The following is a 21,943-nucleotide window of genomic DNA, read 5'->3' on the forward strand; positions in this document are numbered from 1 at the left end:
GCGATTATACGGGGATTGGGGGAGGGCGGCACCGATCATTCCCGCACGGCGCGGGAATGATCACGGACGGTTCAGTCTTCTTTCTTCATCAATCCGGCCAGCGCCGCAAACGGGTTGTGCGTGGCCTTGGCGATTTTCGGCGTGCTCAGGGAGCCTTCGCCGAAATACTGCTGGTCGGTGTAGCGCGAGTGCTCGTTGTCGTGGCAGTACAGGCACAACAGTTCCCAGTTGGAACCGTCCTGCGGGTTGTTGTCGTGGTTGTGATCGCGGTGATGCACAGTCAGCTCGCTCAGACGCTTGCCGGAGAACTCACGGGCGCAGCGGCCGCACACGTGCGGGTACATCTTCAGGGCCTTGTCGCGGTAGCCCATTTCCTTGTCACGCTGGTTGTCGGCGAGGATGCGATCCAGCTTCGAAGTGTTGGTCGGGGTGGACGAACTCATGGGTTCACCTTTGTAGAAAGACTAATGACGGTTATGACGCAAGTTTAGCTCAGCCCTTGAGCTTCTCGGCAATCCAGATCGTGTGGCGGGTGCCCTTGTTGCCGTGGGCGAAGACCTGCACTTCCTCGGCCTTGAAACCGGCCTTCTTCAATTTGTCGGAAAACTGCCGGTCGGCGCTGGCGGACCACACCGCCAGCACGCCTTTGGGCCGCATCGCCCTGGCGCAAGCGGCGAGACCGGCGGCGGAATACAGCCAGCTGTTGGCCCTCTGGGTCAGGCCTTCGGGGCCATTGTCGACGTCGAGCATGATCGCGTCGAAGCCGTTCGGCTCGCTTTGCAGCACCTTGGCCACGTCTTCCTGACGGATCACCGTGCGCGGGTCGAGCAGCGGACGTCCGGACTTTTCACCGAGCGGGCCGCGGTTCCACTCGACCACGCCGGGCACCAGCTCGGCGACCACCACTTCGGCGCTCTTGCCCAGATGCTTGAGCGCGGAGGCGAGGGTGAAGCCCATGCCCAACCCGCCGATCAGCACCCGCGAGTCCGGCCGGCCGGCAACCTTGCGGCACGGAATTTCGGCCAGCGCGTCTTCGGAGCCGTGCATGCGGGTGTTCATCAATTGCCCGCCATCGCCGCCCTGGATCTTGATGACAAAGTCCTCACCATACTCGAACAGGCACAGGGCGCCGCCGTTGTCAGGGATCGGCGTGGTGTCGAGCAGAACGAAACGTTTCATGGAAATCTCTACAGGGGGGAAGGCAAGCAGGCGCGTTGGGAGTAGCCTGAGAGCAGACTTCAGGCAACGGAGCCCTTGATGAAGCGCACCATTCTAACGGTCATTGCCCTGGCCGCGCTCTCGATTACTGCAGTGCAGGCCCAACAGACGATTCCCGCCAGCCCGACCCCGCAACCGGGTTCGCCCGGCACCGCAACGCCGACACCGTATCCGCAGATCAGTCCGGTATCGATTCCCAAGGCCGGCTCCGGCAGTGGCGGGCCTCCGCTGGTGCCGATCGAGATGCCCAGCCCGCCGTCCAAGGATCAGCCGCTGCCGGGGATCGAACAGCCCGAGGGTAAAACCAAATCACCCGGCGGCTAGATCTGTTGCGCCGCCAGTTGACCGTCGGCCATGCGCAGACGTTTGGACAGGGAAACGGCGAGGGCGCGGATGATCTTGGCGGCGATCTTCGGCGCATCGTTGAGCATTTTTTCCAGTGAATCCTTGCCGAGGTTGAGCAACTGACAGTTGCTCGCCGCGACACAAGTCGCCGAACGGCGTTCGCCGTCGAGCACGGCCATTTCGCCGAACGCCCGGCCGCTGCGCAGGGTGGCCATGGTGATGACCTGACCGTCAGCACCGGTCTTCTGCACGGCTACCTGGCCGGTGTGGATGATGCACATGAAACTGCCGGCATCGCCTTCGCGAAAGATCGCCTCGCCCTCGGCCACGGTGCTGATGCTGAAGTAGCCCGAAGCAGCGGCGAAGTCCGCCAGTTGCAATTGATCGAACAGGCCGCAGTCCATCAGCCAGTCACGGATTTCGTTGTTCAGTAAGGTCGGTTCTGACATGTCATCGCGGTCTTTTTGTTGTGTCGGGTTACAGGCTCGCCACCGGGAGCCGACTTGATTATCGGCTTCCGGTGCCCGGAATTAAGACCCAAGTGACCGGCGGAGTTCCTCAGGCAATGCCCAGAACCTTGAAAACAAATGCATATTCGAGCGCTACGTCACGTAATCCCTGATAACGCCCGCTCATGCCGCCGTGGCCGGCGCCCAGTTCGGTCTTGAGCAGCAGCGGGTTGTCGTCGGTCTTGGTCGCGCGCAGTTTCGCCACCCACTTGGCCGCTTCCCAGTACTGCACGCGGCTGTCGTTGTAGCCGGCGATCACCAGCGTTGCGGGATACGCCTGCGCGGCAACATTTTCGTACGGCGCGTAGGCCTTGATCCGCTCGTAGACGTCAGGCTCTTCGGGGTTGCCCCATTCGTCGTATTCGGTGACGGTCAGCGGCAGATCCGGGTCGAGCATGGTGTTGAGCACGTCGACGAACGGCACTTCGGCAATCGCCACACCGAACAGATTCGGGCGCTGGTTGAGCACCGCGCCGATCAGCAGGCCACCGGCGCTGCCGCCGCTGATCGCCAGTTGCGGCGCAGTGGTGATGCCGTTGAGGATCAAGAACTCGGCGCAGGCAATGAAGTCGCTGAAGGTGTTTTGCTTGTGCTCCTGCTTGCCGGCGCGATACCAGGCTTCGCCCAGCTCGCCGCCGCCACGGACGTGGGCGATGGCGAACGCCATGCCGCGATCCAGCAGGCTCAGGCGGGCGTGGGAGAACCACGGGTCGAGGCTCGAACCGTAGGCGCCGTAACCGTAGAGGTACAGCGGCACCGGTTTGCCGAGCATTTCGCGTTTCATCACCAGACTGATCGGCACCAGCGTGCCGTCCGGAGCCGTGGCCCACAGGCGCTGGCTGACGTAGGCGTCGGCGTCGAACGGGCCGAGCACCGGGGTTTCCTTGAGCACTTCCTGTTCGCCGGTAGCGAGGATCAATTGCCGAACCTGAGCCGGGCGATTCAGTGCTTCATAGCGCAGGCGGATGCGGTCGCTTTCGAATTCCAGACTGTTTTGCACGTAGAGGCTGTAGGCCGCGTCCGGCAACTGCACACGATAAGGCGCCATACCGTGTGGGCGCACTTCGATGATCGGCAGACCACCTTCGCGCAGGCTCAGGGTCAGGGATTCGGCGTTGAGGGTCACGCCATCGAGCATCACCGAATCGCTGTGGGGAATCAGATTCTGCCAGTCGGCTTCGCTCGGCGCGATGCCGGTGTCCGGCGCCTGATACAGCGCGAAGTTGATGCCGTCGCGGTTGGTGCGGATGAACCAGGTCCACTCGCCGTCGAGCTTGCCGTGATCAACGTCGTATTCGTGATCCTCGACCCGTGGCGCCAGGCAGGTGAACGGCTGGTGCGGCTGATTGGCATCCAGCGCCCAGACTTCGCTGGTGGTCTTGCTGCCCAGCGACAACAGCAATTGCTGCTCGGAGCTGGCGCGGTAGCAATGCAGGAAGAAACGCCCGTCCGGCTCGTGGAACACCTGTTCGGCGGCGGTGCCGTCGAGGCGGTAGCGGAACAGTTTGTGCGGGCGATGAGTGTCGTCGAGCACGCCGAAAAACAGCGTCAGGCTGTCGTTGGCCCAGGTCATGCTGCCGTCGCAGTCCTGGAATTCCAGTTCGCTGATGCGCTCGCTGGCCAGTTCCTTCACGAACAGCGTGTAAATCTCGTCGCCCGAGGCATCGACGCTGTAGGCCAGGCGCTGGTGATCCGGGCTGATGCTGAATGCGCCGAGAGAGAAAAAGCCGCCATTGGCCAGGGCATTCGGGTCGAGCAACAGTTGCTCGCGGCTTTCGTCGAGGGTCAGGCTGTCGTCGGCCGGGCGCGGGCAGCGGTAGTGGCGCGGGTATTCGTCACCCGCCGTGGTGCGGGTGTAATACAGATACGGACCCCACGGTGACGGCAGGGACAGGTCGGTTTCGAGGATCCGGCCCTTGATCTCCTCGAACAGGGTTTCGCGCAGCTCTGCCTGATCGGCGGTCTGTGCCTGCTGGTAGTCGTTTTCGGCCTTGAGGTAGTCGAGCACCGCGTCGGTGTCGCGTTCCTGCAGCCAGGCATACGGGTCGGCACCGGCATCCTTGCGGGCGATCGGGGCGCTGGTGACGTTGGCGGATACGGGCATGGAGGGCTCTCGAACATGACAAATGAGGACCGCACGGACGGCGGGGAAGCCTGATGTGCGAAAAGTCGTTACTATAAGCGCCTCTTTGCCTGCCTTGCCATGGACACCATGACCGAGAACGACTATCTGATCGCCTGGGGCCTCTACGCCTTTGCTGCCGTAGGCTGCCTGTTGGTATGGATGCGCATGACCCGCTGGATGTGGCGCTGGCTGCGCGAGCCGCTGCGTGTGCTGATGGCAGTGTTGCTGTTCAGCCCGACCATCATCGATCCGGTGAAGGAAAAATTCGCCCCGGCCGTCGCCATCACGGCGCTGGACCTGGCGTTCAAGGTCGGCAACAACGCCTGGCGGGCGATTTCCGAATTGCTCATGTACGCGATGATCGCGTTCGGCCTGTACCTGATATTCGTGCTGATCCGCTTCCCGATCGAACGCGCTTCGAAGGCGCGCAAGGAACAGGCCGAGGCCGCCCGCGCAGCCGCCCGTGCCGAAGACGAGCGTGACGGCGATCAACCGTTCGGCGGCGCCGGCGATGATCGTTACGGCCGTCCACCGCTGCCGAGCAATCCGCAGCGCGGACGCGTCGAGCCGCGTCTGTAATCACGAGAGCCCGCACATGTGTGAACTATTGGGCATGAGCGCCAACGTGCCGACCGATATCGTGTTCAGCTTCACCGGGCTGATGCAGCGCGGCGGTCGCACCGGTCCGCACCGCGATGGCTGGGGCATCGCCTTCTATGAAGGTCGCGGGCTGCGGCTGTTCCAGGACCCGGCAGCCAGCTGCGAGTCGGAAGTCGCCAATCTGGTGCAGCGTTATCCGATCAAGAGCGAAGTGGTGATCGGCCATATTCGCCAGGCCAACGTCGGCAAGGTCTGCCTGTCCAACACCCATCCATTCGTCCGCGAACTGTGGGGGCGCAACTGGTGCTTCGCGCACAACGGCCAGCTCGCCGATTTCACCCCGATCAAGAGTTTCTACCGCCCGGTCGGCGATACCGACAGCGAAGCGGCATTCTGCGATTTGCTCAACCGCGTACGTGCAGCGTTTCCGGAACCGGTCGATATAGAAGTGCTGCTGCCGGATTTGGTTGCCGCATGCGCCGAATACCGCAGCAAGGGCGTGTTCAACTGCCTGCTCAGCGACGGCGACTGGCTGTTCTGTTATTGCTCGACCAAACTTGCGCAGATCACCCGGCGCGCACCGTTCGGCCCGGCACGGCTCAAGGATGTCGATGTGATCGTCGACTTCCAGGCCGAAACCACGCCCAACGACGTGGTTACGGTGATTGCCACCGAACCTCTGACCGAAAACGAAACCTGGACCCGCTACGAACCGGGCCAATGGAGCCTGTGGCGACGCGGCGAATGCGTAAGCCAAGGCACGACCGAATAAAGGATCTCTCCTTGATGTTGCTCAGTTATCTACGGCTGGTGTTGTTTGCGGCGGGCCTGTTGATCGGTGTCCAGGTGCCGGGGTTCATCAACGATTACGCCAAGCGGGTCGAAGCGCATCTGATCGAGGCGCAGACCGGTCTGCGTGGCTTCCAGGGCACTGCCGAGCAGTTCTTCAAGGGTGATCTGCAGGCGCTGGTCGCTCATTATCGCGCCAGCGAGGACCCGGTGTTTCGCAGCGATGCCGACAGCCTGAGCACTTTGCTCAACCGTCAGCTGGCGCTGGACAAGCAATTCCAGGCGATGCAGGGCCCGTGGTACATCCGCTTCCTGCAAGTGGTGCTGGCCGCCGATCCGGATATCCGCAAGGAAACCTGGAACGGCTACAGCTACCAGATCCTGCTGACCCCTGAAGCAATGATCTGGGGCATGAGTGGCGCGCTGCTGCTGTCGTTCGGCCTCGAATGCCTGTTCCGTCTGATCGACTGGGTGGTGCTCGGCGGCAAGCGCCTGCGCCAGAGCCGGCCGATCGAAGACCGGGATGTGCGCGGGCTGTAAACCTCGATGCATCGTTCCCACGCCGTGGGAACGATCAACTCAGAACGATGTAATCCGTACCCACCTTGCGCGCATACCCCTCCAGCACCTGCTGACACAGCGTCACGATCTCTTCGACCCATTCCACACCGACCCGCCACGACACCACCACTTGTAGTGCGGGTGGCCGTTGATCGATGTCGAGCAGGGTCAGTTCGCCCCGCGCCAGTTCTTCGGCCACCAACACCGGTGGCAAAGCGCCGATACCGAAGCCATCACGCAACAAGCGGGTGATCGCCGACACCGAGTTCACACAGTTCAAGCGTGGCGCCAGCACGCCCTGGGCCTGCATCAGCGCCAGAATGTCCTGATGCGGCCGGGAGTTTTTCGAGTAGGTGATGATCCGTTCCTGCGCCAGGTCGGCGAGGCTTTGGTATTCGCGGTTGTAGATTGAATTGCTGGCGACGATCCAGCCGATGGGGTGGCTGGCCAGTTCCAGGCTGCGCACGCTTTCATGGCGCACCAGATCGGTTTGCAGGATCAGATCGAGAAAGCCTTTTTGCAGTTGATCGCAGAGGTTAAGGGACGTATCCGCCACCAGCTCGATTTCCACCCGAGGGTACAGATCGGTCATCTGCGCCACCAAGGGGCTGAGCCAGGTGTGAATCACCGTGTCCATCACCCCGATGCGCACCCGGCCGACCTTGCTCGACCGGGTTTCGATGGACTGCTTCAGCGCCTGCATCGTGTCGAGCATCTGCTCGGCATAGTCCAGCACCTTCAGGCCTTCCGGCGTCAGGCTCACACCGCGCGAATCCCGCACAAACAGCTTCACTCCGAGCTCGCCTTCGAGCACGGCGATCCGGCTGGAGATCGAGGCCTGAGTGGTGAACAGCTTGTCGGCGGTCAGGCGAAAACTCTTCAGCCGGGCGACCCAGACGAAGGTCTCGAGAAACTTCAGGTTCATGGCAACAAATTTTTCTTATGTCTTGGGCGGGTTTTTATTCGTTGGACGCGACCGGGTGACGCACCCAAGAATCGACGCATCCGGTTCCCACGATAGGCGTCGTCGGAGCTTCGAACAAGACCAATAAAAGCCTGCGGAGACATGCCATGAGTGCGCCCGACACCCTCGACCTCCCCAAGACCACGGCCCGTCCCGGCCCGTTCGACTGGTATCGCAACATCAATCAGCAGGAGCGCCGTACCTTCTGGAGCTGCAAGATCGGCTATGGTCTGGACGGCATGGACACCCAGATGCTCAGCTTCGTGGTGCCGACCCTGATCGCGATGTGGGGCATCACCACCGGCGAAGCCGGGCTGATTCACACCAGCACGTTGATCGCCTCGGCCATCGGTGGCTGGGTGGCGGGGATTCTGTCCGACCGCATCGGCCGTGTGCGCACCCTGCAATTGACGGTGCTGTGGTTCGCCTTCTTCACGTTCCTTTGCGGCTTCGCTCAGAACTACGAACAACTGTTGATCGCCCGCACCCTGATGGGCTTCGGTTTCGGCGGCGAGTGGACCGCCGGCGCGGTGCTGATCGGTGAAGTGATCCGCGCCAAGGATCGCGGCAAGGCGGTGGGCATGGTGCAATCGGGTTGGGCACTGGGTTGGGGGCTGACGGCAATTCTCTATGCGCTGCTGTTCTCGGTGCTGCCACCGGAAGACGCCTGGCGCGCACTGTTCATCCTCGGCATCGTGCCGGCGGTATTCGTGATTTTCGTCCGTCGTCTGGTGAAAGACCCCGAGATCTACCGCGAGGCGAAAGCCAAACAAACCCCGGACAGTCCGTCGAAGTTTTACGAGATCTTCGCCCCCGGCATGCTCTTCACCACGTTCCGCGCCTCGTTGCTGACCACGGGGGCTCTCGGCGGTTACTACGCAATCACTTCCTGGCTGCCGACTTTTCTGAAGAACGAGCGCGGCTTGAGCGTACTCGGCACAGGCGGTTATCTGGCGATGGTGATCATCGGTTCCTACGCCGGTTATGTGATCAGCGCCTATTTGACCGACCTGCTGGGGCGCAAGAAGAACTTCATCCTGTTCGCGGTCGGCTCGTTCACCATCGTTCTGCTCTACACCCAATTGCCGGTCAGCAATGGCGTGATGCTGTGGCTGGGCTTTCCGCTGGGCTTTTTTGCGTCGGGGATTTTCAGTGGCATGGGGGCGTTTCTGACTGAACTGTTTCCAACCCGGATTCGCGGCTCGGGGCAGGGCTTCTGCTACAACATCGGCCGTGCGCTGGCAGCGTTGTTCCCGCTGCTGATCGGGCTGCTCAGCCAGAAAGTACCACTGAGTGTAGGCATCGGTGCCTTTGCGGCAGTGTCCTACGGCGTGGTGATCCTGGCGGCGTTGAGCCTGCCGGAAACCCGTGGCAAGCAACTGGACGCGCAGTAACTGATAACCTGCGACAACGCCCTACGATAAAAAAAGACAAAAGCTACAGGAGTGTTCACCGTGAGCCGCCTGCTATTGAACTGTGACATTGGCGAGAGCTTCGGCAGCTGGACCATGGGTCTGGACGCGGAAGTCATGCCCTTCATCGATTGCGCCAACATTGCCTGCGGTTTCCACGCCGGCGACCCGGGCATCATGCGCAAGACCGTCAGCCTGGCCCTGAGCCATGGCGTGCAGATCGGCGCGCATCCGGCCTATCAGGATCTGGTGGGTTTCGGCCGGCGTTCCATGGCCTACACCGCCCAGGAACTGCAAGACATCCTGCATTACCAGATCGGTGCCCTCGACGGTATTTGTCGTGCCCAGGGTGGAAAGGTCAGCTACGTCAAACCCCACGGCGCGATGTACAACGACATGATGGCCAACCCCGCGCAGTTGCGCGCGGTGATCCAGGCCGTCGCGGCCTATGACCGCAGCTTGCCGCTGATGCTGATGGCCACCCGCGACAACACGGCCGCGCAACAGATCGGTGACGAATACGGCGTGACCCTGTGGTTCGAAGCCTTCGCTGACCGCGCCTACGACAGCGCCGGCCGACTGGTGTCGCGGCAACTGCCGGGCGCGGTGCATCACGACGCCGAAACCATCATCGGGCAAGCGCTGACCATCGCCCGTGGCGACAACCTCACCGCCAGCGACGGCAGCACGCTGCACCTGCAAGCCAACACGTTGTGCGTACACGGCGACAACGCCAGTTCGGTTGCGGCCGTGCAGCGCATTCGTCAGGCCTTGAACGAGCAGAGCGCGCCATGAATCCGCGGGTGGAAGTGGTGGCACTGGATTGCCTGATGCTGCGTCTGTTCGATGAAATCGCCGAAACCAACATGCCGTGGATGCTCGCCGCCAGCGAGCGGCTGCGCACGGTGTTCGGCGAGCATTTGATCGATCTGGTGCCGTCGTACACCACGTTGATGGTGCATTACGATCTGACTGAATTGAATCCGACTCAGGCTCGGGAGCTGATTGCCGAAGCCTTGATCGACTTGTCGCCGAATGCGCGAACCGGTGGCCAGTGTCATGTGCTGCCGGTGTGGTACGACCTAAGTGTCGGCCCGGAATTGAGCCTGCTGTCGCAACGCAGCGGCTTGGCGGTGGAAGAGGTGATCCGCCGCCACAGTGCCCGTGAATATCAGGTGTTTGCTCTGGGGTTTGCACCGGGGTTTGCTTTCATGGGACTGGTTGAAGAAGTCCTGGCGGCACCGCGTCTGAATACCCCACGCAAGAAAGTCACCGCCGGCAGCGTCGGCATCGCTGAGCGCCAGACCGCAGCGTATCCGGTGGTGTCTCCGGGTGGCTGGAACCTGATCGGCCGCACGCCGGCAAAACTGTTCGACCGCGAGCGCGATGGCTACAGCCTCATGCAGCCCGGCGATACCGTGCGTTTCGAAGCGGTGAGCCACGCAGAATTCATCAACCTCGGCGGTGATGACACACCCTTGGAGGCGCTGTCATGAGCCGGCTGACGATTGAAGCGAGCACACCGCTGTGTCTGTTGCAGGATGCCGGGCGGTTTGGTGTGCGCCATCTGGGCGTGACTCAGGGCGGCGCGGCGGACTGGCGGTCGATGGCCTGGGCCAACTGGCTGCTGGGCAATGGCCTGGATCTGCCGGTGATCGAAATCACCCTCGGCGGGTTTGCGGTGGTGGCGGAGGCGGATTGTCTGCTGGCGCTGGCCGGTGCCGATCTGGGCGCGCAGATTGACGGTGAAGCGTTGGCGCCGTGGCGCAGTTTCAAGCTGCGCAAAGGACAGAAACTGCAATTTACTCAACCATTGCTGGGGGCTCGGGCCTATCTGGCGGCACCCGGTGGCTTCAGTGCGCCGAAAGTGTTGGGCAGCAGTGCCACGGTGGTGCGCGAGGAACTTGGTGGTCTTGATGGTTTTGGTTTGCCATTGGCCAAGGGTGCTTCGCTGGATTATCAGGGCGAAACCCTTTTGGTGCGTGAGGTCCCGGCACAGCATCGACCGGATCTGCGCCTCGACGCGCCGCTGGATCTGGTGCTCGGCGCGCAGATCGGTCAGTTCAGCGGGCAGAGCCTGTTCGATGCGTTCAACAGTCATTGGACGCTGGACAGTCGTGCCGATCGTATGGGCATTCGGCTGCTGGGGACTGCGTTGCAGTATCAGGGCCAGCCGATGATTTCCGAGGGCATTCCGCTGGGCGCGGTGCAGGTGCCGCCGGACGGGCAGCCGATCGTGTTGCTCAATGATCGGCAGACCATTGGCGGGTATCCGCGATTGGGAGCGTTGACGCCGTTGGCGCTGGCGCGACTGGCACAGTATCTGCCGGGAGCGAAGGTCAGATTGCGCCCGGTGGTGCAGGACGTCGCGCACCGGGAGCATGTCGAGTATCTGAAGCGCTTTTGATCGTTCCCCCGCCGTTGGCGGGGGAGCCATTGCGGATTACTTGGACAGAAACCGCATCCCTTCTTCGAGCCCGCGCAGGGTCAGCGGATACATCTGATCCTCGATCAAATCCCGCACGATATTGGTCGACGAGGTGTAGCCCCAGGTGTCTTTCGGGTACGGGTTGATCCAGATGAGCTTCTTGTATTTCTCCATGAAGCGCTGCATCCACACGTAACCCGGCTCTTCGTTCCAGTGCTCGACGCTGCCGCCGGCCTGGGTGATTTCATAGGGCGCCATGGCGGCGTCACCGATGAAGATCACTTTGTAGTCGGCGCCGTACTTGTGCAGCAGGTCCTGGGTCGACGTGCGCTCGGAGGTGCGGCGCATGTTGTTCTTCCACACCGATTCATAAATGAAGTTGTGGAAGTAGAAGTACTCCAGATGCTTGAACTCGGTCTTGCAGGCCGAGAACAGTTCCTCGCAGATCTTCACGTGGGCGTCCATCGAACCGCCGATGTCGAACAGCAGCAACAGTTTCACCGTGTTGCGCCGTTCCGGGCGCATCTGGATGTTCAGCAGGCCGGCGTCCTTGGCGGTGTGGTCGATGGTGCCGTCGATATCCAGCTCTTCCGCGGCGCCCTGGCGCGCGAATTTACGCAGGCGGCGCAGGGCGACCTTGATGTTGCGGGTGCCCAGTTCCACGGAGTCGTCGAGGTTCTTGTATTCGCGCTGATCCCAGACTTTCACCGCTTTGCCCTGGCGCTTGCCGGCATCGCCGACCCGGATGCCTTCCGGGTTGAAACCGCCGGAGCCGAACGGGCTGGTACCGCCGGTGCCGATCCACTTGTTGCCGCCGGCGTGACGTTCCTTCTGTTCTTCCAGGCGTTTCTTGAACTCTTCGATCAGCTTGTCCAGGCCGCCGAGGGACTGGATCTGCGCGCGTTCCTCGTCGGTCAGCGAACGCTCGAATTCCTTGCGCAGCCAGTCCTCGGGAATCAGCGCCTGCAAGTGATCGTCGAGCTTTTCCAGGCCATTGAAGTAGGCGCCGAACGCGCGGTCGAACTTGTCGAAATGCCGTTCGTCCTTCACCAGGATCGCCCGGGACAAGTAGTAGAACTCGTCCATGTCGGCGAAGGTCACGCGCTGTTTCAGCGCGTTGATCAGGTCGAGCAGCTCGCGCACCGACACCGGCACCTTGGCTGCACGCATTTCATTGAACAGGTTGAGCAACATGGCGTCAGCCTCTTAGCGGGTGCCGCGACGGCTCATGAACGCCAGACGTTCCAGCAGTTGCACGTCCTGTTCGTTCTTCACCAGCGCACCGGCCAGCGGCGGAATGGCCTTGGTCGGATCGCGTTCGCGCAGCACCGCTTCGCCGATGTTGTCGGCCATCAGCAGTTTCAGCCAGTCCACCAGTTCGGAGGTCGATGGCTTCTTCTTCAGGCCCGGCACCTTGCGCACGTCGAAGAACACGTCCAGCGCTTCGCTGACCAGGTCTTTCTTGATGTCCGGGTAGTGCACGTCGACGATTTTCTGCAGGGTGTTGCGGTCGGGGAAGGCGATGTAGTGGAAGAAGCAGCGGCGCAGGAAGGCGTCCGGCAGCTCTTTCTCGTTGTTGGAGGTAATGATGATGATCGGACGCTTTTTGGCCTTGATCGTCTCGTCGATCTCGTAAACGTAGAACTCCATCTTGTCGAGTTCTTGCAGCAGGTCGTTGGGGAACTCGATGTCGGCCTTGTCGATTTCGTCGATCAGCAGAATCACGCGCTCTTCGGACTCGAATGCCTCCCAGAGCTTGCCCTTCTTCAAGTAGTTGCGCACGTCGTGGACTTTTTCATTGCCCAGTTGCGAGTCGCGCAGGCGGCTGACCGCGTCGTACTCGTACAGGCCTTGATGGGCCTTGGTGGTGGACTTGATGTGCCAGGTGATGAGCTTGGCGCCGAACGATTCGGCCAGTTGCTCGGCGAGCATGGTCTTGCCGGTGCCCGGTTCGCCCTTGACCAGCAGCGGCCGCTCCAGGGTGATGGCGGCGTTGACCGCCAGCTTCAGGTCATCGGTGGCGACGTAGGCCTGGGTGCCTTCGAACTTCATCTGCTAATCCTCGAACGGTAACGCCGACCTGAACGGGCAGGGCGGGGGCGAAATAATCGGATGCCCGACTATAACGCGCGGCCCGGTCGACTGTGAACGCAGACGGCTTATTCAGTCTCTGAATGGGGCGTCACATGTTGACTCAGTTTCGGCGCAAAGCCAGCATTCAGCGATCATCGGTTTGGAAGTAGCCTGCTGAACATCTCTGAAAGAGGATCGGAACCGATGCTACCCAGGAAACGCCCCCGTTTATCGTCTGTAGAACCTTTGGCGGATTTTTGTCTGGCGCTGACCTTTGTTGATGGTCAGCAGTTGCGTGTCGACTTGAGCCAGGATCTTCAAAGGTATCCGGGCCTCAAGCCATTACTTGATCCAGAGGTGTTCTGCGCAGTAACCCTCGGAGATGAGGGTTGGACCGTGGAATGGCTGGATCCGGATATTCAGCTCGGCGCCGATACCATGTATCTGGATGCGCTCGCGCAAATATCTAGCCCGCATCCGGCTTCGGCCGTTCATACCGGGCATTGAATGCCTGGATGAATCCATTGCGCAAAATCTGCAAAAACGCTTCGAATGCGCTGATATCTTGCTGATGGACGCTGCCGCTGAGTTCGACCTTGGTTGCGAACTGGTTTTTGGCCTGATTTTTCAGCACGGTTTCAGTACCGCCGACCAGTGCCTCCCAGACTGAGCGGAAGATGCTTTTGTTCTTGTTTTCCACGTCCTGCTGCCAGTTGAACACTTCGACATCACGCAGCAACGGCTTGATGTAGCCGGTGAGCTGGGCCTTTTTGGCCTGGGCTTCGATGACCACGTCGCCGTGGCCGGCATTGAAGTCGAATTTGCCGTAGGCCGAGGCGAAGTCGTTCATGCGCTTGAGTTCGAGGTCGCGGGCCCGCAGGCGGAACTCGAAATCCTCGAAGTTGCTTAGCGGGTCGAATGTGGCGGAGGTTTCCAGCGGCGCCTGACCGAGCAGCAGGGCCTTGCCTTCGAAGCGGGCATCGCGTTTGCCCTTGGTGTCCACGACGTTGGTCAGGTTGTAAATACTCGCCTCAACGTTCGTGGCATTCATATTTACAGGCGGCTTGGAGTTGAAGTTGCGGAAGCTGATGCGACCATCGTGGATCTGCACTTCATCGAGGGTGATCGGCAGCAGCTTGCCCAGTTGCGCGCGCCAGTCGGTGCCCTTACCGGTCTGGGAGTTCTGCTTGTTGGCGCCGCCATCGACGAAGTTGACTTCGGGTTTGAAGAATTTTACCTGTGCCACCACCGCATGGTCGTACCACAGTGAATGCCAACTGACGGACAAATCGATCAGCGGCGCGTTGACGAACGGCACCGGGACCTTGCCGTCGACCTTGACGATTTTCAAGCCGTTGATTTTGTATGCGCCGCGCCACAGGGCCAGGTCGACGTCGGTGACCTGGCCACGGTAGTCGCCCATGTTGGCCAGTTTGTCATTCAGATAGTCGCGCACGACGTAGGGCAGGGCGATATGCAGGGCGATCAGCAGTACAACGACAGTGGCGAGGATCCACAACGGCCAGCGGTAGCGACGCTTCATGGCGGCAATTCCCGAACGATGTAAAGCGATTGACTGCCGGCGGTTGCAGACGTTCGACCCGACTGGACTGGCAGGAGCAACAGGCTTACCTTGGAGCGCTGAATTCAACGCTGCACAAGGACCCAGCCATGAGCCGTATTTTTGCTGACAACGCCCATTCCATCGGCAATACGCCGCTGGTGCAGATCAACCGCATTGCGCCCCGTGGCGTGACCATTCTGGCCAAGATCGAGGGGCGCAACCCGGGTTACTCGGTGAAGTGCCGGATCGGCGCGAACATGATCTGGGACGCCGAAAGCAGCGGCAAACTCAAGCCGGGCATGACCATCGTCGAGCCGACTTCGGGCAATACCGGCATCGGCCTGGCCTTCGTGGCGGCTGCTCGTGGTTACAAACTGATGCTGACCATGCCGGCCTCGATGAGCATCGAGCGGCGCAAGGTGCTCAAGGCATTGGGCGCAGAGCTGGTGCTGACCGAGCCTGCCAAGGGCATGAAGGGCGCAATCGAAAAGGCTGCCGAGATCGTTGCCGGCGACCCGGGCAAATACTTCATGCCGGCCCAGTTCGACAACCCGGCCAACCCGGCCATCCACGAAAAAACCACCGGCCCGGAAATCTGGAATGACACCGACGGTGCCATCGACGTGCTGGTGGCGGGCGTCGGCACGGGCGGAACCATCACCGGTGTCTCGCGGTATATCAAGAATACGGCGGGCAAACCGATTATTTCGGTGGCGGTGGAGCCGGTGACCTCGCCGGTGATCACCCAGGCGTTGGCCGGTGAAGAGATCAAGCCGAGTCCGCACAAAATTCAGGGCATTGGCGCCGGTTTTGTGCCGAAGAACCTGGATTTGTCGATGGTGGATCGGGTCGAGCGCGTGACCGACGAAGAATCCAAGGTCATGGCGTTGCGCCTGATGCAGGAAGAAGGGATCTTGTGCGGCATTTCCTGCGGTGCGGCGATGGCTGTCGCGGTGCGCCTGGCGGAAACCCCGGAAATGCAGGGCAAGACCATCGTGGTGGTACTGCCGGACTCCGGTGAGCGTTATCTGTCGAGCATGTTGTTCAGCGATCTGTTCACCGATCAGGAGAATCAGCAGTAAGCGTCCCGTTGATTCAGATCAGCCAGGGTTCAGGCTCGTTATGTTAATTAGTGCTTTGTTGCGCAATTCTTAACACTGAATCTTGGGTCGGGCGGGTTTTTCCCGGAGCCGGTAGTGTTTATCATGGCCGGCCGCCATGTCGGGTAAATGACATTGCGTGGCGTTGTCTTTTTTCAAGGAGTCGTTGATGACCTTTTCGTTGGCCGCCAAGGTGTTGGTGTTGCTGCTGTTCGTGAGCAGCATCCTCTACGTGCATTTGCGCGGCAAGGCGCGTTTGCCGGTGCTGCGCCAGTTCGTCAACCATTCGGCGCTGTTCGCTCCGTACAACGCCTTGATGTACCTGTTTTCCGGTGTACCGTCCAAACCGTACCTGGACCGCAGCAAGTTCCCGGAGCTGGACGTGCTGCGCGACAACTGGGAAACCATCCGCGACGAAGCGATGCACCTGTTCGACGAGGGCTATATTCGCGCTGCCGAGAAGAATAACGACGCCGGTTTCGGCTCGTTCTTCAAGAAGGGCTGGAAGCGTTTCTACCTCAAGTGGTACGACAAACCGCTGCCTTCGGCCGAGACCCTGTGCCCGAAAACCGTGGCACTGGTGAGTGCCATCCCCAACGTCAAGGGCGCGATGTTCGCGCTGTTGCCGGGCGGCAGCCACTTGAACCCGCACCGTGATCCGTTCGCCGGTTCCCTGCGTTATCACCTGGGCCTGTCGACGCCGAACTCCGACGATTGCCGGATCTTCGTCGACGGTCAGGTCTACGCCTGGCGTGACGGTGAAGACGTGATGTTCGACGAGACCTATGTGCATTGGGTCAAGAACGAAACCGAACAGACCCGCGTCATCCTGTTCTGTGACGTCGAGCGTCCGCTGAGCAACCGCCTCATGACCCGCATCAACCGCTCCATCAGCGCCTGGCTGGGCCGCGCCACCGCACCGCAGAACCTCGACGACGAGCGCGTCGGCGGGATCAACCAGGCCTATGCCTGGACCAAGAACTTCAGCGACCGGTTCAGCGGCGTGGTCAAGCAGTGGAAGCGCCGCAATCCAAAGGCCTACCGTGTGATGCGGCCAGTGCTGGCGGTGGTGGTGTTGACGTTGCTGGGGTATTGGCTGTTTGGTTGAGGCTGGATTCAGGCGTGTAAAAAAACCGCTCCTTGTGAGCGGTTTTTTTATGAGGGAAAGGTAAAAGACGCGCCGGCGAGAACACCCCCTGGCTCTTCCACTGCTGGATTAGCCAATGTCTCTCTAATTCGGAGTAGCTCCTTTTCAGATAACTCTCCAGAAGAGCGCTTACCTTTGGCCTTTACAAGTTTGGCGTCTGATGCTTTGTTTTCAACGACAGCTTTCATGGCACCTCCGGCGTTGATCATTTAATGAGCAGTTGATCCGATACTAGTCTTAGTCAATAGGCTTCACAAGCCGACCCTCTGAGTCGAACTCAAACCCCAGTTGTCTATAAAGTGGTATCACTCCGGGAAGAGGCTCCTGAATTTCGATTTGCTTGCTGCCTACGATTCGTGCGAAGTGCGTCACGGCAGTCAAGGCAAATGTTGCGATTCGGCTCTTGAGGGGGTGATCGTTTCCAGGTTTTCCTTCCAGACGCACGATTTTGACTCTCAACCGGCTCTGATTCGGATTCGCAAAACAGAGTCCGCATAGTTCATGCTCAAACCAGATCGCCAAATCGAATCCCATTTGCTCTCTGGCTTTCCACCTGACAACTTCCTGCCAGGAGAAATAAGGATCCAGCCATTGTTCGTAGGCGCTCAGTGCCAAAGCGTCGATAGCTTCGAACCGAACTCTGGAGTAATCGACATCCACAATTCCTTTTTGCTCCAGGTCCTCCTGCAACTTTGCGAAAGTGCTGCCCGCGTACTTCCTGGCTTGTGATCTGTACAGTTGGTACCGCAGATATGTCCGTTCCCTTGGCATGTGATCTCGCGCATTCCATATCCCCATCAATTGCAAACGAGCCTATGCGCCTGCATCCAGCCTGTCGCTAGCGGCCCTTTGCCCAACTCATTGCAATCCATGTCGCAGGCTGGTTATAGTCGGCGCTCGTGAGTTCTACGGCTCACCTTTCAATCCCTCGAAAAAGATCAGCCCAGATGCCTGCATCCCTCATCAACGCGGTAGTCGATTCAGCGGTCAACGCTGGCGTCGTGCCGTGCGGGAATCAGCAGCCTGTGCAGATCAGCCATTACCCCCCACCTGTCAGTAGCACGCCGGTGTGCGCAGTCGTATCACCGCCGGGCGTTGGCGTTTAGGGCTGATCAGCGTTTTCTGCTGACCCCTGTGCCCGCCTGAAAAAACCTACTGAATTTCAGCTTCGGCTGAGTTGGCTATTTGCCTGACTACAGGTGGTATTCATGTTTGTCCTTTCGAAAAAATCCGCGCTCGCGGCGGCGTCCACGAGCCTGTTCGTTCTGCTGTGGAGCAGCGGGGCGATCTTCTCCAAATGGGGGCTGGCCCACGCTTCGCCCTTTGCCTTTCTGCTGATCCGTTTTGTGATTGCCCTGTGCGGGCTGGTGCTGCTGGTGCCGTTGCTCAAACTGAAACTGCCCAAGGGCGGCCGGCCGATGCTGTATGCGATGGCTACCGGAGTGGTGCTGTTGGGCGCTTATCAGATCTTTTATCTGCTGGCGCTGGACCTGAAAGTCACCCCCGGGGTGATGGCGACCATCATGGGCGTGCAGCCGATCCTCACGGTGGTGATCATGGAACGGCAGCGCTCGGCAAGCCGGATCTTCGGCCTGGCGCTGGGATTGGCCGGTCTGATCATGGTGGTTTACCAGGGCATCGGCCTGGCCGGGATGTCGCTGGCGGGGATGCTGTTCGGTTTGTTGGCATTGGCGAGCATGACGTTCGGCTCGATCATGCAAAAGCGCATCACCGACAATCCTCTCGGCACGCTGCCGGTGCAGTATCTGGCAGGACTGTTGCTGTGCGGGATCTTCGTGCCGTTCCAGCCGTTCCACTTCGAGCACAGTGCCGGTTTCATCGTGCCGGTGTTGTGGATGGGACTGGTGGTTTCCGTGCTGGCAACGTTGCTGCTGTATCGACTGATCGCCCGGGGCAATCTGGTGAATGTCACCAGTCTGTTCTATCTGGTGCCGGCCGTGACGGCGGTGATGGATTACCTGATCTTCGGCAACCGCCTGGCCGCGTTGAGCGTGTTGGGGATGCTGTTGATCATCGTCGGTCTGGTATTCGTGTTCCGTAAGTCGGCGTAACAGCCGCACATAAAAAAGGCCCGGGAGGAAACTCCCGGGCCTTTTTGCATCTGCTGATCAGCGAGTCGCGACTTCTACCGGTTTCACCGCCGCCGGCTTCAATACCAGCCACAGCGCAATCGCGATCAACACCCCGCCATACACGTGGGCCATCGACAGCGGTTCGTCGAGAAACAGCGCGCCCCACAACACGCCGAACGGCGGGATCATGAAGGTCACGGTCATCGATTTCACCGGCCCGATGGAGCTCAGCAGGCGGAAGTAAATGATGTACGCAAACGCGGTGCAGCCCAGACCCAGGCCCAACAGCGACAGCCAGACATTCCAGCCGCCCCAGCTCACGGGTGGCTGGGTAATGACGCTGTAGCCGAACAGCGGCAGCAGGAACAGCGTCGCCCCGAGCATGCTGCCCAGCGCCGAAAGACGGCTGTCGAGCCCGCCGGCCTGATCCAGCCAGCGCCGGGCGAGGAAACCGGCGAAACCGTAGCAGGTCGTTGCGAGCAGGCAGGCAACGGCACCCATCAACAGCGGCAGGTCGAACGCGACCGGGCCGGCGCGGGTCAGCACGCCCACGCCGAGCAGACCAAGGAACACCCCGGCCAGTTTGGCCGCCGTGAGTTTTTCACTGAAGAACAACCCGCCGATCAACACGCCCATCAGCGGCGTGGTGGCATTGAAGATTGCAGAGTACCCGGCCGGCAGCACCTGGGCGGCGACGGAATACAGGGTGGCCGGAACGCCGGAGTTGATCACCCCCAGCATCATCACGGTCTTGAGTTTGCCTTTGAAATCCCAGCTGATGCGCATCAGACCAAGGATTACCAACAAACCGACGGCCGCAATCGAGACCCGGAAAAAACCGGTCGGAACGGTGCCGATCGCGGGGGCGATGATGCGCATGAACAGGAAGCTCGCACCCCAGATCGCAGCCAGCGACAACATGCGGAAAATATCGACAGGGCTCACGGGCAACTCCTTCCTTGATGGGGACGAGAGTGTTGCCGAGCGCCCTGACGATGGCAACCGCTAATCGGGCATTTAATTTTCCCGTCAGAGCACGAAGCGCGTCACCAGCCCGTTGAGGTCGACGGCCAGGCGCGACAGTTCCTGACTGGCGGCAGAGGTCTGGGTCGCGCCGGCGGCGGTTTGCGTGGACAGATCGCGGATGGTCACCAGGTTTTCATCGACTTCCCGGGCCACCAGCGCCTGTTGCTCGGCGGCGCTGGCGATCACCAGATTGCGCTGGTTGATCTGCGAGATCGACGCTGTGATTTTCTCCAGTGCATGGCCGGCGCTGTTGGCCCGGCGCAAGGTCTGGCTGGCCTGTTCGGCACTGCTTTGCAACGCGCCGACGGTGGCACCGGTGCCTTGCTGGATGCTGCTGATCATCAGCTCGATTTCTTCGGTGGAGTTCTGCGTGCGCTGGGCCAGCGAACGGACTTCATCGGCAACGACTGCAAAACCACGTCCTGCCTCGCCGGCCCGCGCCGCTTCAATGGCGGCATTGAGCGCCAGCAGGTTGGTCTGCCCGGCGATGCCGCGAATCACTTCCAGCACCTTGCTGATGTCCTGGGCCTGAGTCGCCAGGCCCTCGGCCTGTTCGGACGCACCGAGCACCGCGCTGACCAGTTCCTGAATCGAACTGATGGTCTCACTGACCTGCACATGCCCGTGTTTGCTGTCCTCGTTCGAGGCTTCGGACGCTTCGGCGCTGGACACCGCGTTGGCCGCGACTTCATCCACCGCCGTGCTCATCTCGGTGACGGCCGTGGCGGCCTGTTCGATCTGGTCGTTCTGCTGTTGCAGGCCGCGAGTGCTTTGCTCCATTACCGAACTCATTTCTTCAGCGGCGGAGGCCAGCTGTTGGGCCGACTCGCTGATACCGCGAATGGTCGAGCGCAGATTGCCCTGCATCTCGGCCAGCGCGGTGAGCAATTGCGCCGCTTCATCGCGGCCGTCGCTGTCGATGCGGCCGCTGAGATCGCCGGAAGCAATCCGCCGGGCCACATTCAACGCCTGATTGATCGGCGCGGTGATGCTGCGGGTCAGCAGCCACGCCAGCAGCAATGTGGCGATCAGGGCGATGACGATGATTGTCGCGACGATCCACAGTGACTGCTGATAGGTCGCGGCTGCGGATTTTGCGGCGGCATCGGCGCCTTGCTGATTGAGGGTGATCATTTGCTCCAGGGTCTTGTCGAGCACGCTGCCCTGAGGCGCCAGTTCAGTGGTCAGCCGCGTGTAGGCCTGATCGTTCTGCCCGGCGTCGATCTGTTTGATGATCTGGTCGAGGATGCTCAGGTACTTGGCGGTGTCGGCACCCAGACCTTCCAGCATCGCCCGTTCCTGATCGTTGGCGAGCAGGACTTTGTGATCGTCGAGGCGCTTGAGCAACTCCTGACGTTGCGCCGTGAGAATGCCTTTGCTGCGTTCGCGCACAGCGGCCTGGGTACTGGTGATCAGGCGCAGGGATTCGAGGCGGATGCTGGCGATGTTCGCCGCTGCGTCATGAATGCTTTCGATGCTGGGCATCCACGATTCTTCGATCACCGCTGCGCTTTCACGCAGGGCCTTCATCTGGCCCAGACCGAACAGGCCAACCACCATCAGCAGACCGGCCAGAACGGCAAAACTCAAACTGGCGCGCAAACCTATGCGCAGATTCCGGATAGACATCAATGTGCTCCTTGAACGTTGAGAAAGAGGGCGTCCTCGTGGGCCGAGGATCTTGTTGTGAGGCGGGTGATGGCGGGCTGTATATCAAAGTGCCATCACCTTGGTAAGGTCACTGCACAGTCAAGGTCACAGGCAATGGACAGGAATACGCAGGTCGGGCAAAGCCGCGGAATAGAGATGTCACGGCTTGATTGGATCCGAAACCCAGAGAATTCGCGGGCTGGCGCCGAACGGCGGGAACGACCGGTTGATGTGTTTGCTGACCGAACGGTCGATTAAAAAAACTTTGATAAAAACTGTGTCGCTGTACAACGCCGTCGCGGATTTGGCAGAAATTACGCTTCTCCTGTCCCCGGTTCC

24 protein-coding genes are annotated in these 21,943 nt (G+C 60.7%); 12 read left to right on the forward strand and 12 right to left on the reverse strand.

What is annotated here, in order from left to right:
- Positions 1-71: 71 nt before the first annotated feature.
- Both DLD99_RS07725 and DLD99_RS07730 read right to left on the reverse strand, forming a co-directional pair.
- Positions 72-443, reverse strand: a complete 372-nt coding sequence (locus DLD99_RS07725; protein ID WP_007944009.1) for a YajD family HNH nuclease — start codon at positions 441-443, stop codon at positions 72-74.
- A gap of 49 nt (positions 444-492) precedes the next feature.
- Entirely contained in the window at positions 493-1,179 is a 687-nt protein-coding gene (locus DLD99_RS07730) for a spermine/spermidine synthase domain-containing protein (protein ID WP_114881810.1), read from the reverse strand.
- A 78-nt stretch (positions 1,180-1,257) separates the two neighbouring features.
- Here DLD99_RS07730 and DLD99_RS07735 point away from each other — a divergent pair, with 78 nt between their 5' ends.
- Complete coding sequence (locus DLD99_RS07735; protein WP_114881811.1) at positions 1,258-1,542, forward strand: hypothetical protein; 285 nt, start codon at positions 1,258-1,260, stop codon at positions 1,540-1,542.
- On the opposite strand, the gene DLD99_RS07740 is transcribed toward DLD99_RS07735, so the two are convergent.
- Together DLD99_RS07740 and DLD99_RS07745 are read right to left on the reverse strand one after the other, a co-directional pair.
- Positions 1,539-2,012 (reverse strand): cyclic nucleotide-binding domain-containing protein, encoded by a 474-nt coding sequence (locus tag DLD99_RS07740; protein ID WP_085710279.1) that lies wholly within the window; start codon positions 2,010-2,012, stop codon positions 1,539-1,541. The genes DLD99_RS07735 and DLD99_RS07740 overlap by 4 nt on opposite strands.
- Positions 2,013-2,121: 109 nt before the next feature.
- Positions 2,122-4,176, reverse strand: a complete 2,055-nt coding sequence (locus tag DLD99_RS07745; RefSeq protein WP_114881812.1) for a S9 family peptidase — start codon at positions 4,174-4,176, stop codon at positions 2,122-2,124.
- A gap of 99 nt (positions 4,177-4,275) precedes the next feature.
- Between DLD99_RS07745 and DLD99_RS07750 the strand changes: the two genes are divergently transcribed.
- Genes DLD99_RS07750 through DLD99_RS07760 form a run of 3 tightly spaced genes read left to right on the forward strand, consistent with a single transcriptional unit; the run spans position 4,276 to position 6,126 of the window.
- On the forward strand, positions 4,276-4,776 hold the full coding sequence (locus DLD99_RS07750) for an MFS transporter (RefSeq protein WP_085710282.1): 501 nt from the start codon (positions 4,276-4,278) through the stop codon (positions 4,774-4,776).
- Between the two features lie 16 nt (positions 4,777-4,792).
- Positions 4,793-5,569: a class II glutamine amidotransferase gene (locus DLD99_RS07755; protein ID WP_003222625.1), complete on the forward strand. Its 777-nt coding sequence runs from the start codon at positions 4,793-4,795 to the stop codon at positions 5,567-5,569.
- 14 nt (positions 5,570-5,583) lie between these two features.
- Positions 5,584-6,126: a DUF2937 family protein gene (locus tag DLD99_RS07760; protein WP_085710286.1), complete on the forward strand. Its 543-nt coding sequence runs from the start codon at positions 5,584-5,586 to the stop codon at positions 6,124-6,126.
- Between the two features lie 34 nt (positions 6,127-6,160).
- On the opposite strand, the gene DLD99_RS07765 is transcribed toward DLD99_RS07760, so the two are convergent.
- Positions 6,161-7,072 carry a LysR family transcriptional regulator gene (locus DLD99_RS07765; protein WP_114881813.1) on the reverse strand — a complete coding sequence of 304 codons (912 nt, stop codon included), beginning with the start codon at positions 7,070-7,072 and terminating at the stop codon, positions 6,161-6,163.
- Positions 7,073-7,218: 146 nt separating this feature from the next.
- On the opposite strand from DLD99_RS07765, the gene DLD99_RS07770 reads away from it, so the two are divergent.
- The 4 genes from DLD99_RS07770 to DLD99_RS07785 are packed head-to-tail and all read left to right on the forward strand — an operon-like array spanning position 7,219 to position 10,930.
- Positions 7,219-8,505: an MFS transporter gene (locus DLD99_RS07770; protein WP_085710290.1), complete on the forward strand. Its 1,287-nt coding sequence runs from the start codon at positions 7,219-7,221 to the stop codon at positions 8,503-8,505.
- A gap of 60 nt (positions 8,506-8,565) precedes the next feature.
- On the forward strand, positions 8,566-9,318 hold the full coding sequence (locus DLD99_RS07775; RefSeq protein WP_114881814.1) for a 5-oxoprolinase subunit PxpA: 753 nt from the start codon (positions 8,566-8,568) through the stop codon (positions 9,316-9,318).
- Positions 9,315-10,019: a 5-oxoprolinase subunit B family protein gene (locus tag DLD99_RS07780; RefSeq protein WP_114881815.1), complete on the forward strand. Its 705-nt coding sequence runs from the start codon at positions 9,315-9,317 to the stop codon at positions 10,017-10,019. Before DLD99_RS07775 ends, DLD99_RS07780 begins: the two co-directional genes overlap by 4 nt.
- Positions 10,016-10,930 (forward strand): 5-oxoprolinase subunit C family protein, encoded by a 915-nt coding sequence (locus DLD99_RS07785; RefSeq protein ID WP_114881816.1) that lies wholly within the window; start codon positions 10,016-10,018, stop codon positions 10,928-10,930. The genes DLD99_RS07780 and DLD99_RS07785 overlap by 4 nt, the downstream gene beginning before the upstream one ends.
- Positions 10,931-10,966: 36 nt before the next feature.
- On the opposite strand, the gene DLD99_RS07790 is transcribed toward DLD99_RS07785, so the two are convergent.
- Both DLD99_RS07790 and DLD99_RS07795 read right to left on the reverse strand, forming a co-directional pair.
- Positions 10,967-12,145 (reverse strand): vWA domain-containing protein, encoded by a 1,179-nt coding sequence (locus DLD99_RS07790; RefSeq protein ID WP_007956512.1) that lies wholly within the window; start codon positions 12,143-12,145, stop codon positions 10,967-10,969.
- Between the two features lie 12 nt (positions 12,146-12,157).
- Positions 12,158-13,003, reverse strand: a complete 846-nt coding sequence (locus DLD99_RS07795) for an AAA family ATPase (RefSeq protein WP_085710298.1) — start codon at positions 13,001-13,003, stop codon at positions 12,158-12,160.
- A gap of 225 nt (positions 13,004-13,228) precedes the next feature.
- Here DLD99_RS07795 and DLD99_RS07800 point away from each other — a divergent pair, with 225 nt between their 5' ends.
- Entirely contained in the window at positions 13,229-13,531 is a 303-nt protein-coding gene (locus tag DLD99_RS07800; protein WP_114881817.1) for a DUF2442 domain-containing protein, read from the forward strand.
- On the opposite strand, the gene DLD99_RS07805 is transcribed toward DLD99_RS07800, so the two are convergent.
- On the reverse strand, positions 13,491-14,567 hold the full coding sequence (locus DLD99_RS07805; RefSeq protein WP_114881818.1) for a DUF748 domain-containing protein: 1,077 nt from the start codon (positions 14,565-14,567) through the stop codon (positions 13,491-13,493). The genes DLD99_RS07800 and DLD99_RS07805 overlap by 41 nt on opposite strands.
- 128 nt (positions 14,568-14,695) lie before the next feature.
- On the opposite strand from DLD99_RS07805, the gene cysK reads away from it, so the two are divergent.
- Together cysK and DLD99_RS07815 are read left to right on the forward strand one after the other, a co-directional pair.
- A complete protein-coding gene (cysK, locus tag DLD99_RS07810) occupies positions 14,696-15,670 on the forward strand; it encodes a cysteine synthase A (RefSeq protein ID WP_114881819.1) in 975 nt (324 codons plus the stop codon).
- A 187-nt stretch (positions 15,671-15,857) separates the two neighbouring features.
- Entirely contained in the window at positions 15,858-16,796 is a 939-nt protein-coding gene (locus DLD99_RS07815) for an aspartyl/asparaginyl beta-hydroxylase domain-containing protein (protein WP_085710304.1), read from the forward strand.
- 47 nt (positions 16,797-16,843) lie between these two features.
- Here DLD99_RS07815 and DLD99_RS29075 read toward each other — a convergent pair whose 3' ends face one another.
- Positions 16,844-17,023 (reverse strand): hypothetical protein, encoded by a 180-nt coding sequence (locus tag DLD99_RS29075; protein WP_139831861.1) that lies wholly within the window; start codon positions 17,021-17,023, stop codon positions 16,844-16,846.
- A gap of 49 nt (positions 17,024-17,072) precedes the next feature.
- Complete coding sequence (locus DLD99_RS07820) at positions 17,073-17,606, reverse strand: hypothetical protein (RefSeq protein WP_114881820.1); 534 nt, start codon at positions 17,604-17,606, stop codon at positions 17,073-17,075.
- Positions 17,607-18,043: 437 nt separating this feature from the next.
- Between DLD99_RS07820 and DLD99_RS07825 the strand changes: the two genes are divergently transcribed.
- Positions 18,044-18,907: a DMT family transporter gene (locus tag DLD99_RS07825; protein WP_114881821.1), complete on the forward strand. Its 864-nt coding sequence runs from the start codon at positions 18,044-18,046 to the stop codon at positions 18,905-18,907.
- Between the two features lie 57 nt (positions 18,908-18,964).
- On the opposite strand, the gene DLD99_RS07830 is transcribed toward DLD99_RS07825, so the two are convergent.
- Both DLD99_RS07830 and DLD99_RS07835 read right to left on the reverse strand, forming a co-directional pair.
- A complete protein-coding gene (locus tag DLD99_RS07830) occupies positions 18,965-19,873 on the reverse strand; it encodes a DMT family transporter (protein ID WP_114881822.1) in 909 nt (302 codons plus the stop codon).
- 84 nt (positions 19,874-19,957) lie between these two features.
- The gene (locus DLD99_RS07835) at positions 19,958-21,583 is read right to left on the reverse strand and encodes a methyl-accepting chemotaxis protein (protein ID WP_114881823.1); all 1,626 of its coding nucleotides are present in this window, start codon (positions 21,581-21,583) and stop codon (positions 19,958-19,960) included.
- Positions 21,584-21,943: the final 360 nt, after the last annotated feature.

The organism is Pseudomonas kribbensis, from assembly GCF_003352185.1.
GTDB lineage: Bacteria > Pseudomonadota > Gammaproteobacteria > Pseudomonadales > Pseudomonadaceae > Aquipseudomonas > Aquipseudomonas kribbensis.

Coding starts and splice junctions, on each gene's coding strand:
- DLD99_RS07725 (WP_007944009.1), bottom strand. CDS start 443: ATGAGTTCGTCCACCCCGACCAACACTTCGAAGCTGGATCGCATCCTC.
- DLD99_RS07730 (WP_114881810.1), bottom strand. CDS start 1,179: ATGAAACGTTTCGTTCTGCTCGACACCACGCCGATCCCTGACAACGGC.
- DLD99_RS07735 (WP_114881811.1), top strand. CDS start 1,258: ATGAAGCGCACCATTCTAACGGTCATTGCCCTGGCCGCGCTCTCGATT.
- DLD99_RS07740 (WP_085710279.1), bottom strand. CDS start 2,012: ATGTCAGAACCGACCTTACTGAACAACGAAATCCGTGACTGGCTGATG.
- DLD99_RS07745 (WP_114881812.1), bottom strand. CDS start 4,176: ATGCCCGTATCCGCCAACGTCACCAGCGCCCCGATCGCCCGCAAGGAT.
- DLD99_RS07750 (WP_085710282.1), top strand. CDS start 4,276: ATGGACACCATGACCGAGAACGACTATCTGATCGCCTGGGGCCTCTAC.
- DLD99_RS07755 (WP_003222625.1), top strand. CDS start 4,793: ATGTGTGAACTATTGGGCATGAGCGCCAACGTGCCGACCGATATCGTG.
- DLD99_RS07760 (WP_085710286.1), top strand. CDS start 5,584: ATGTTGCTCAGTTATCTACGGCTGGTGTTGTTTGCGGCGGGCCTGTTG.
- DLD99_RS07765 (WP_114881813.1), bottom strand. CDS start 7,072: ATGAACCTGAAGTTTCTCGAGACCTTCGTCTGGGTCGCCCGGCTGAAG.
- DLD99_RS07770 (WP_085710290.1), top strand. CDS start 7,219: ATGAGTGCGCCCGACACCCTCGACCTCCCCAAGACCACGGCCCGTCCC.
- DLD99_RS07780 (WP_114881815.1), top strand. CDS start 9,315: ATGAATCCGCGGGTGGAAGTGGTGGCACTGGATTGCCTGATGCTGCGT.
- DLD99_RS07785 (WP_114881816.1), top strand. CDS start 10,016: ATGAGCCGGCTGACGATTGAAGCGAGCACACCGCTGTGTCTGTTGCAG.
- DLD99_RS07790 (WP_007956512.1), bottom strand. CDS start 12,145: ATGTTGCTCAACCTGTTCAATGAAATGCGTGCAGCCAAGGTGCCGGTG.
- DLD99_RS07795 (WP_085710298.1), bottom strand. CDS start 13,003: ATGAAGTTCGAAGGCACCCAGGCCTACGTCGCCACCGATGACCTGAAG.
- DLD99_RS07800 (WP_114881817.1), top strand. CDS start 13,229: ATGCTACCCAGGAAACGCCCCCGTTTATCGTCTGTAGAACCTTTGGCG.
- DLD99_RS07805 (WP_114881818.1), bottom strand. CDS start 14,567: ATGAAGCGTCGCTACCGCTGGCCGTTGTGGATCCTCGCCACTGTCGTT.
- cysK (WP_114881819.1), top strand. CDS start 14,696: ATGAGCCGTATTTTTGCTGACAACGCCCATTCCATCGGCAATACGCCG.
- DLD99_RS07815 (WP_085710304.1), top strand. CDS start 15,858: ATGACCTTTTCGTTGGCCGCCAAGGTGTTGGTGTTGCTGCTGTTCGTG.
- DLD99_RS29075 (WP_139831861.1), bottom strand. CDS start 17,023: ATGAAAGCTGTCGTTGAAAACAAAGCATCAGACGCCAAACTTGTAAAG.
- DLD99_RS07820 (WP_114881820.1), bottom strand. CDS start 17,606: ATGCCAAGGGAACGGACATATCTGCGGTACCAACTGTACAGATCACAA.
- DLD99_RS07825 (WP_114881821.1), top strand. CDS start 18,044: ATGTTTGTCCTTTCGAAAAAATCCGCGCTCGCGGCGGCGTCCACGAGC.
- DLD99_RS07835 (WP_114881823.1), bottom strand. CDS start 21,583: ATGTCTATCCGGAATCTGCGCATAGGTTTGCGCGCCAGTTTGAGTTTT.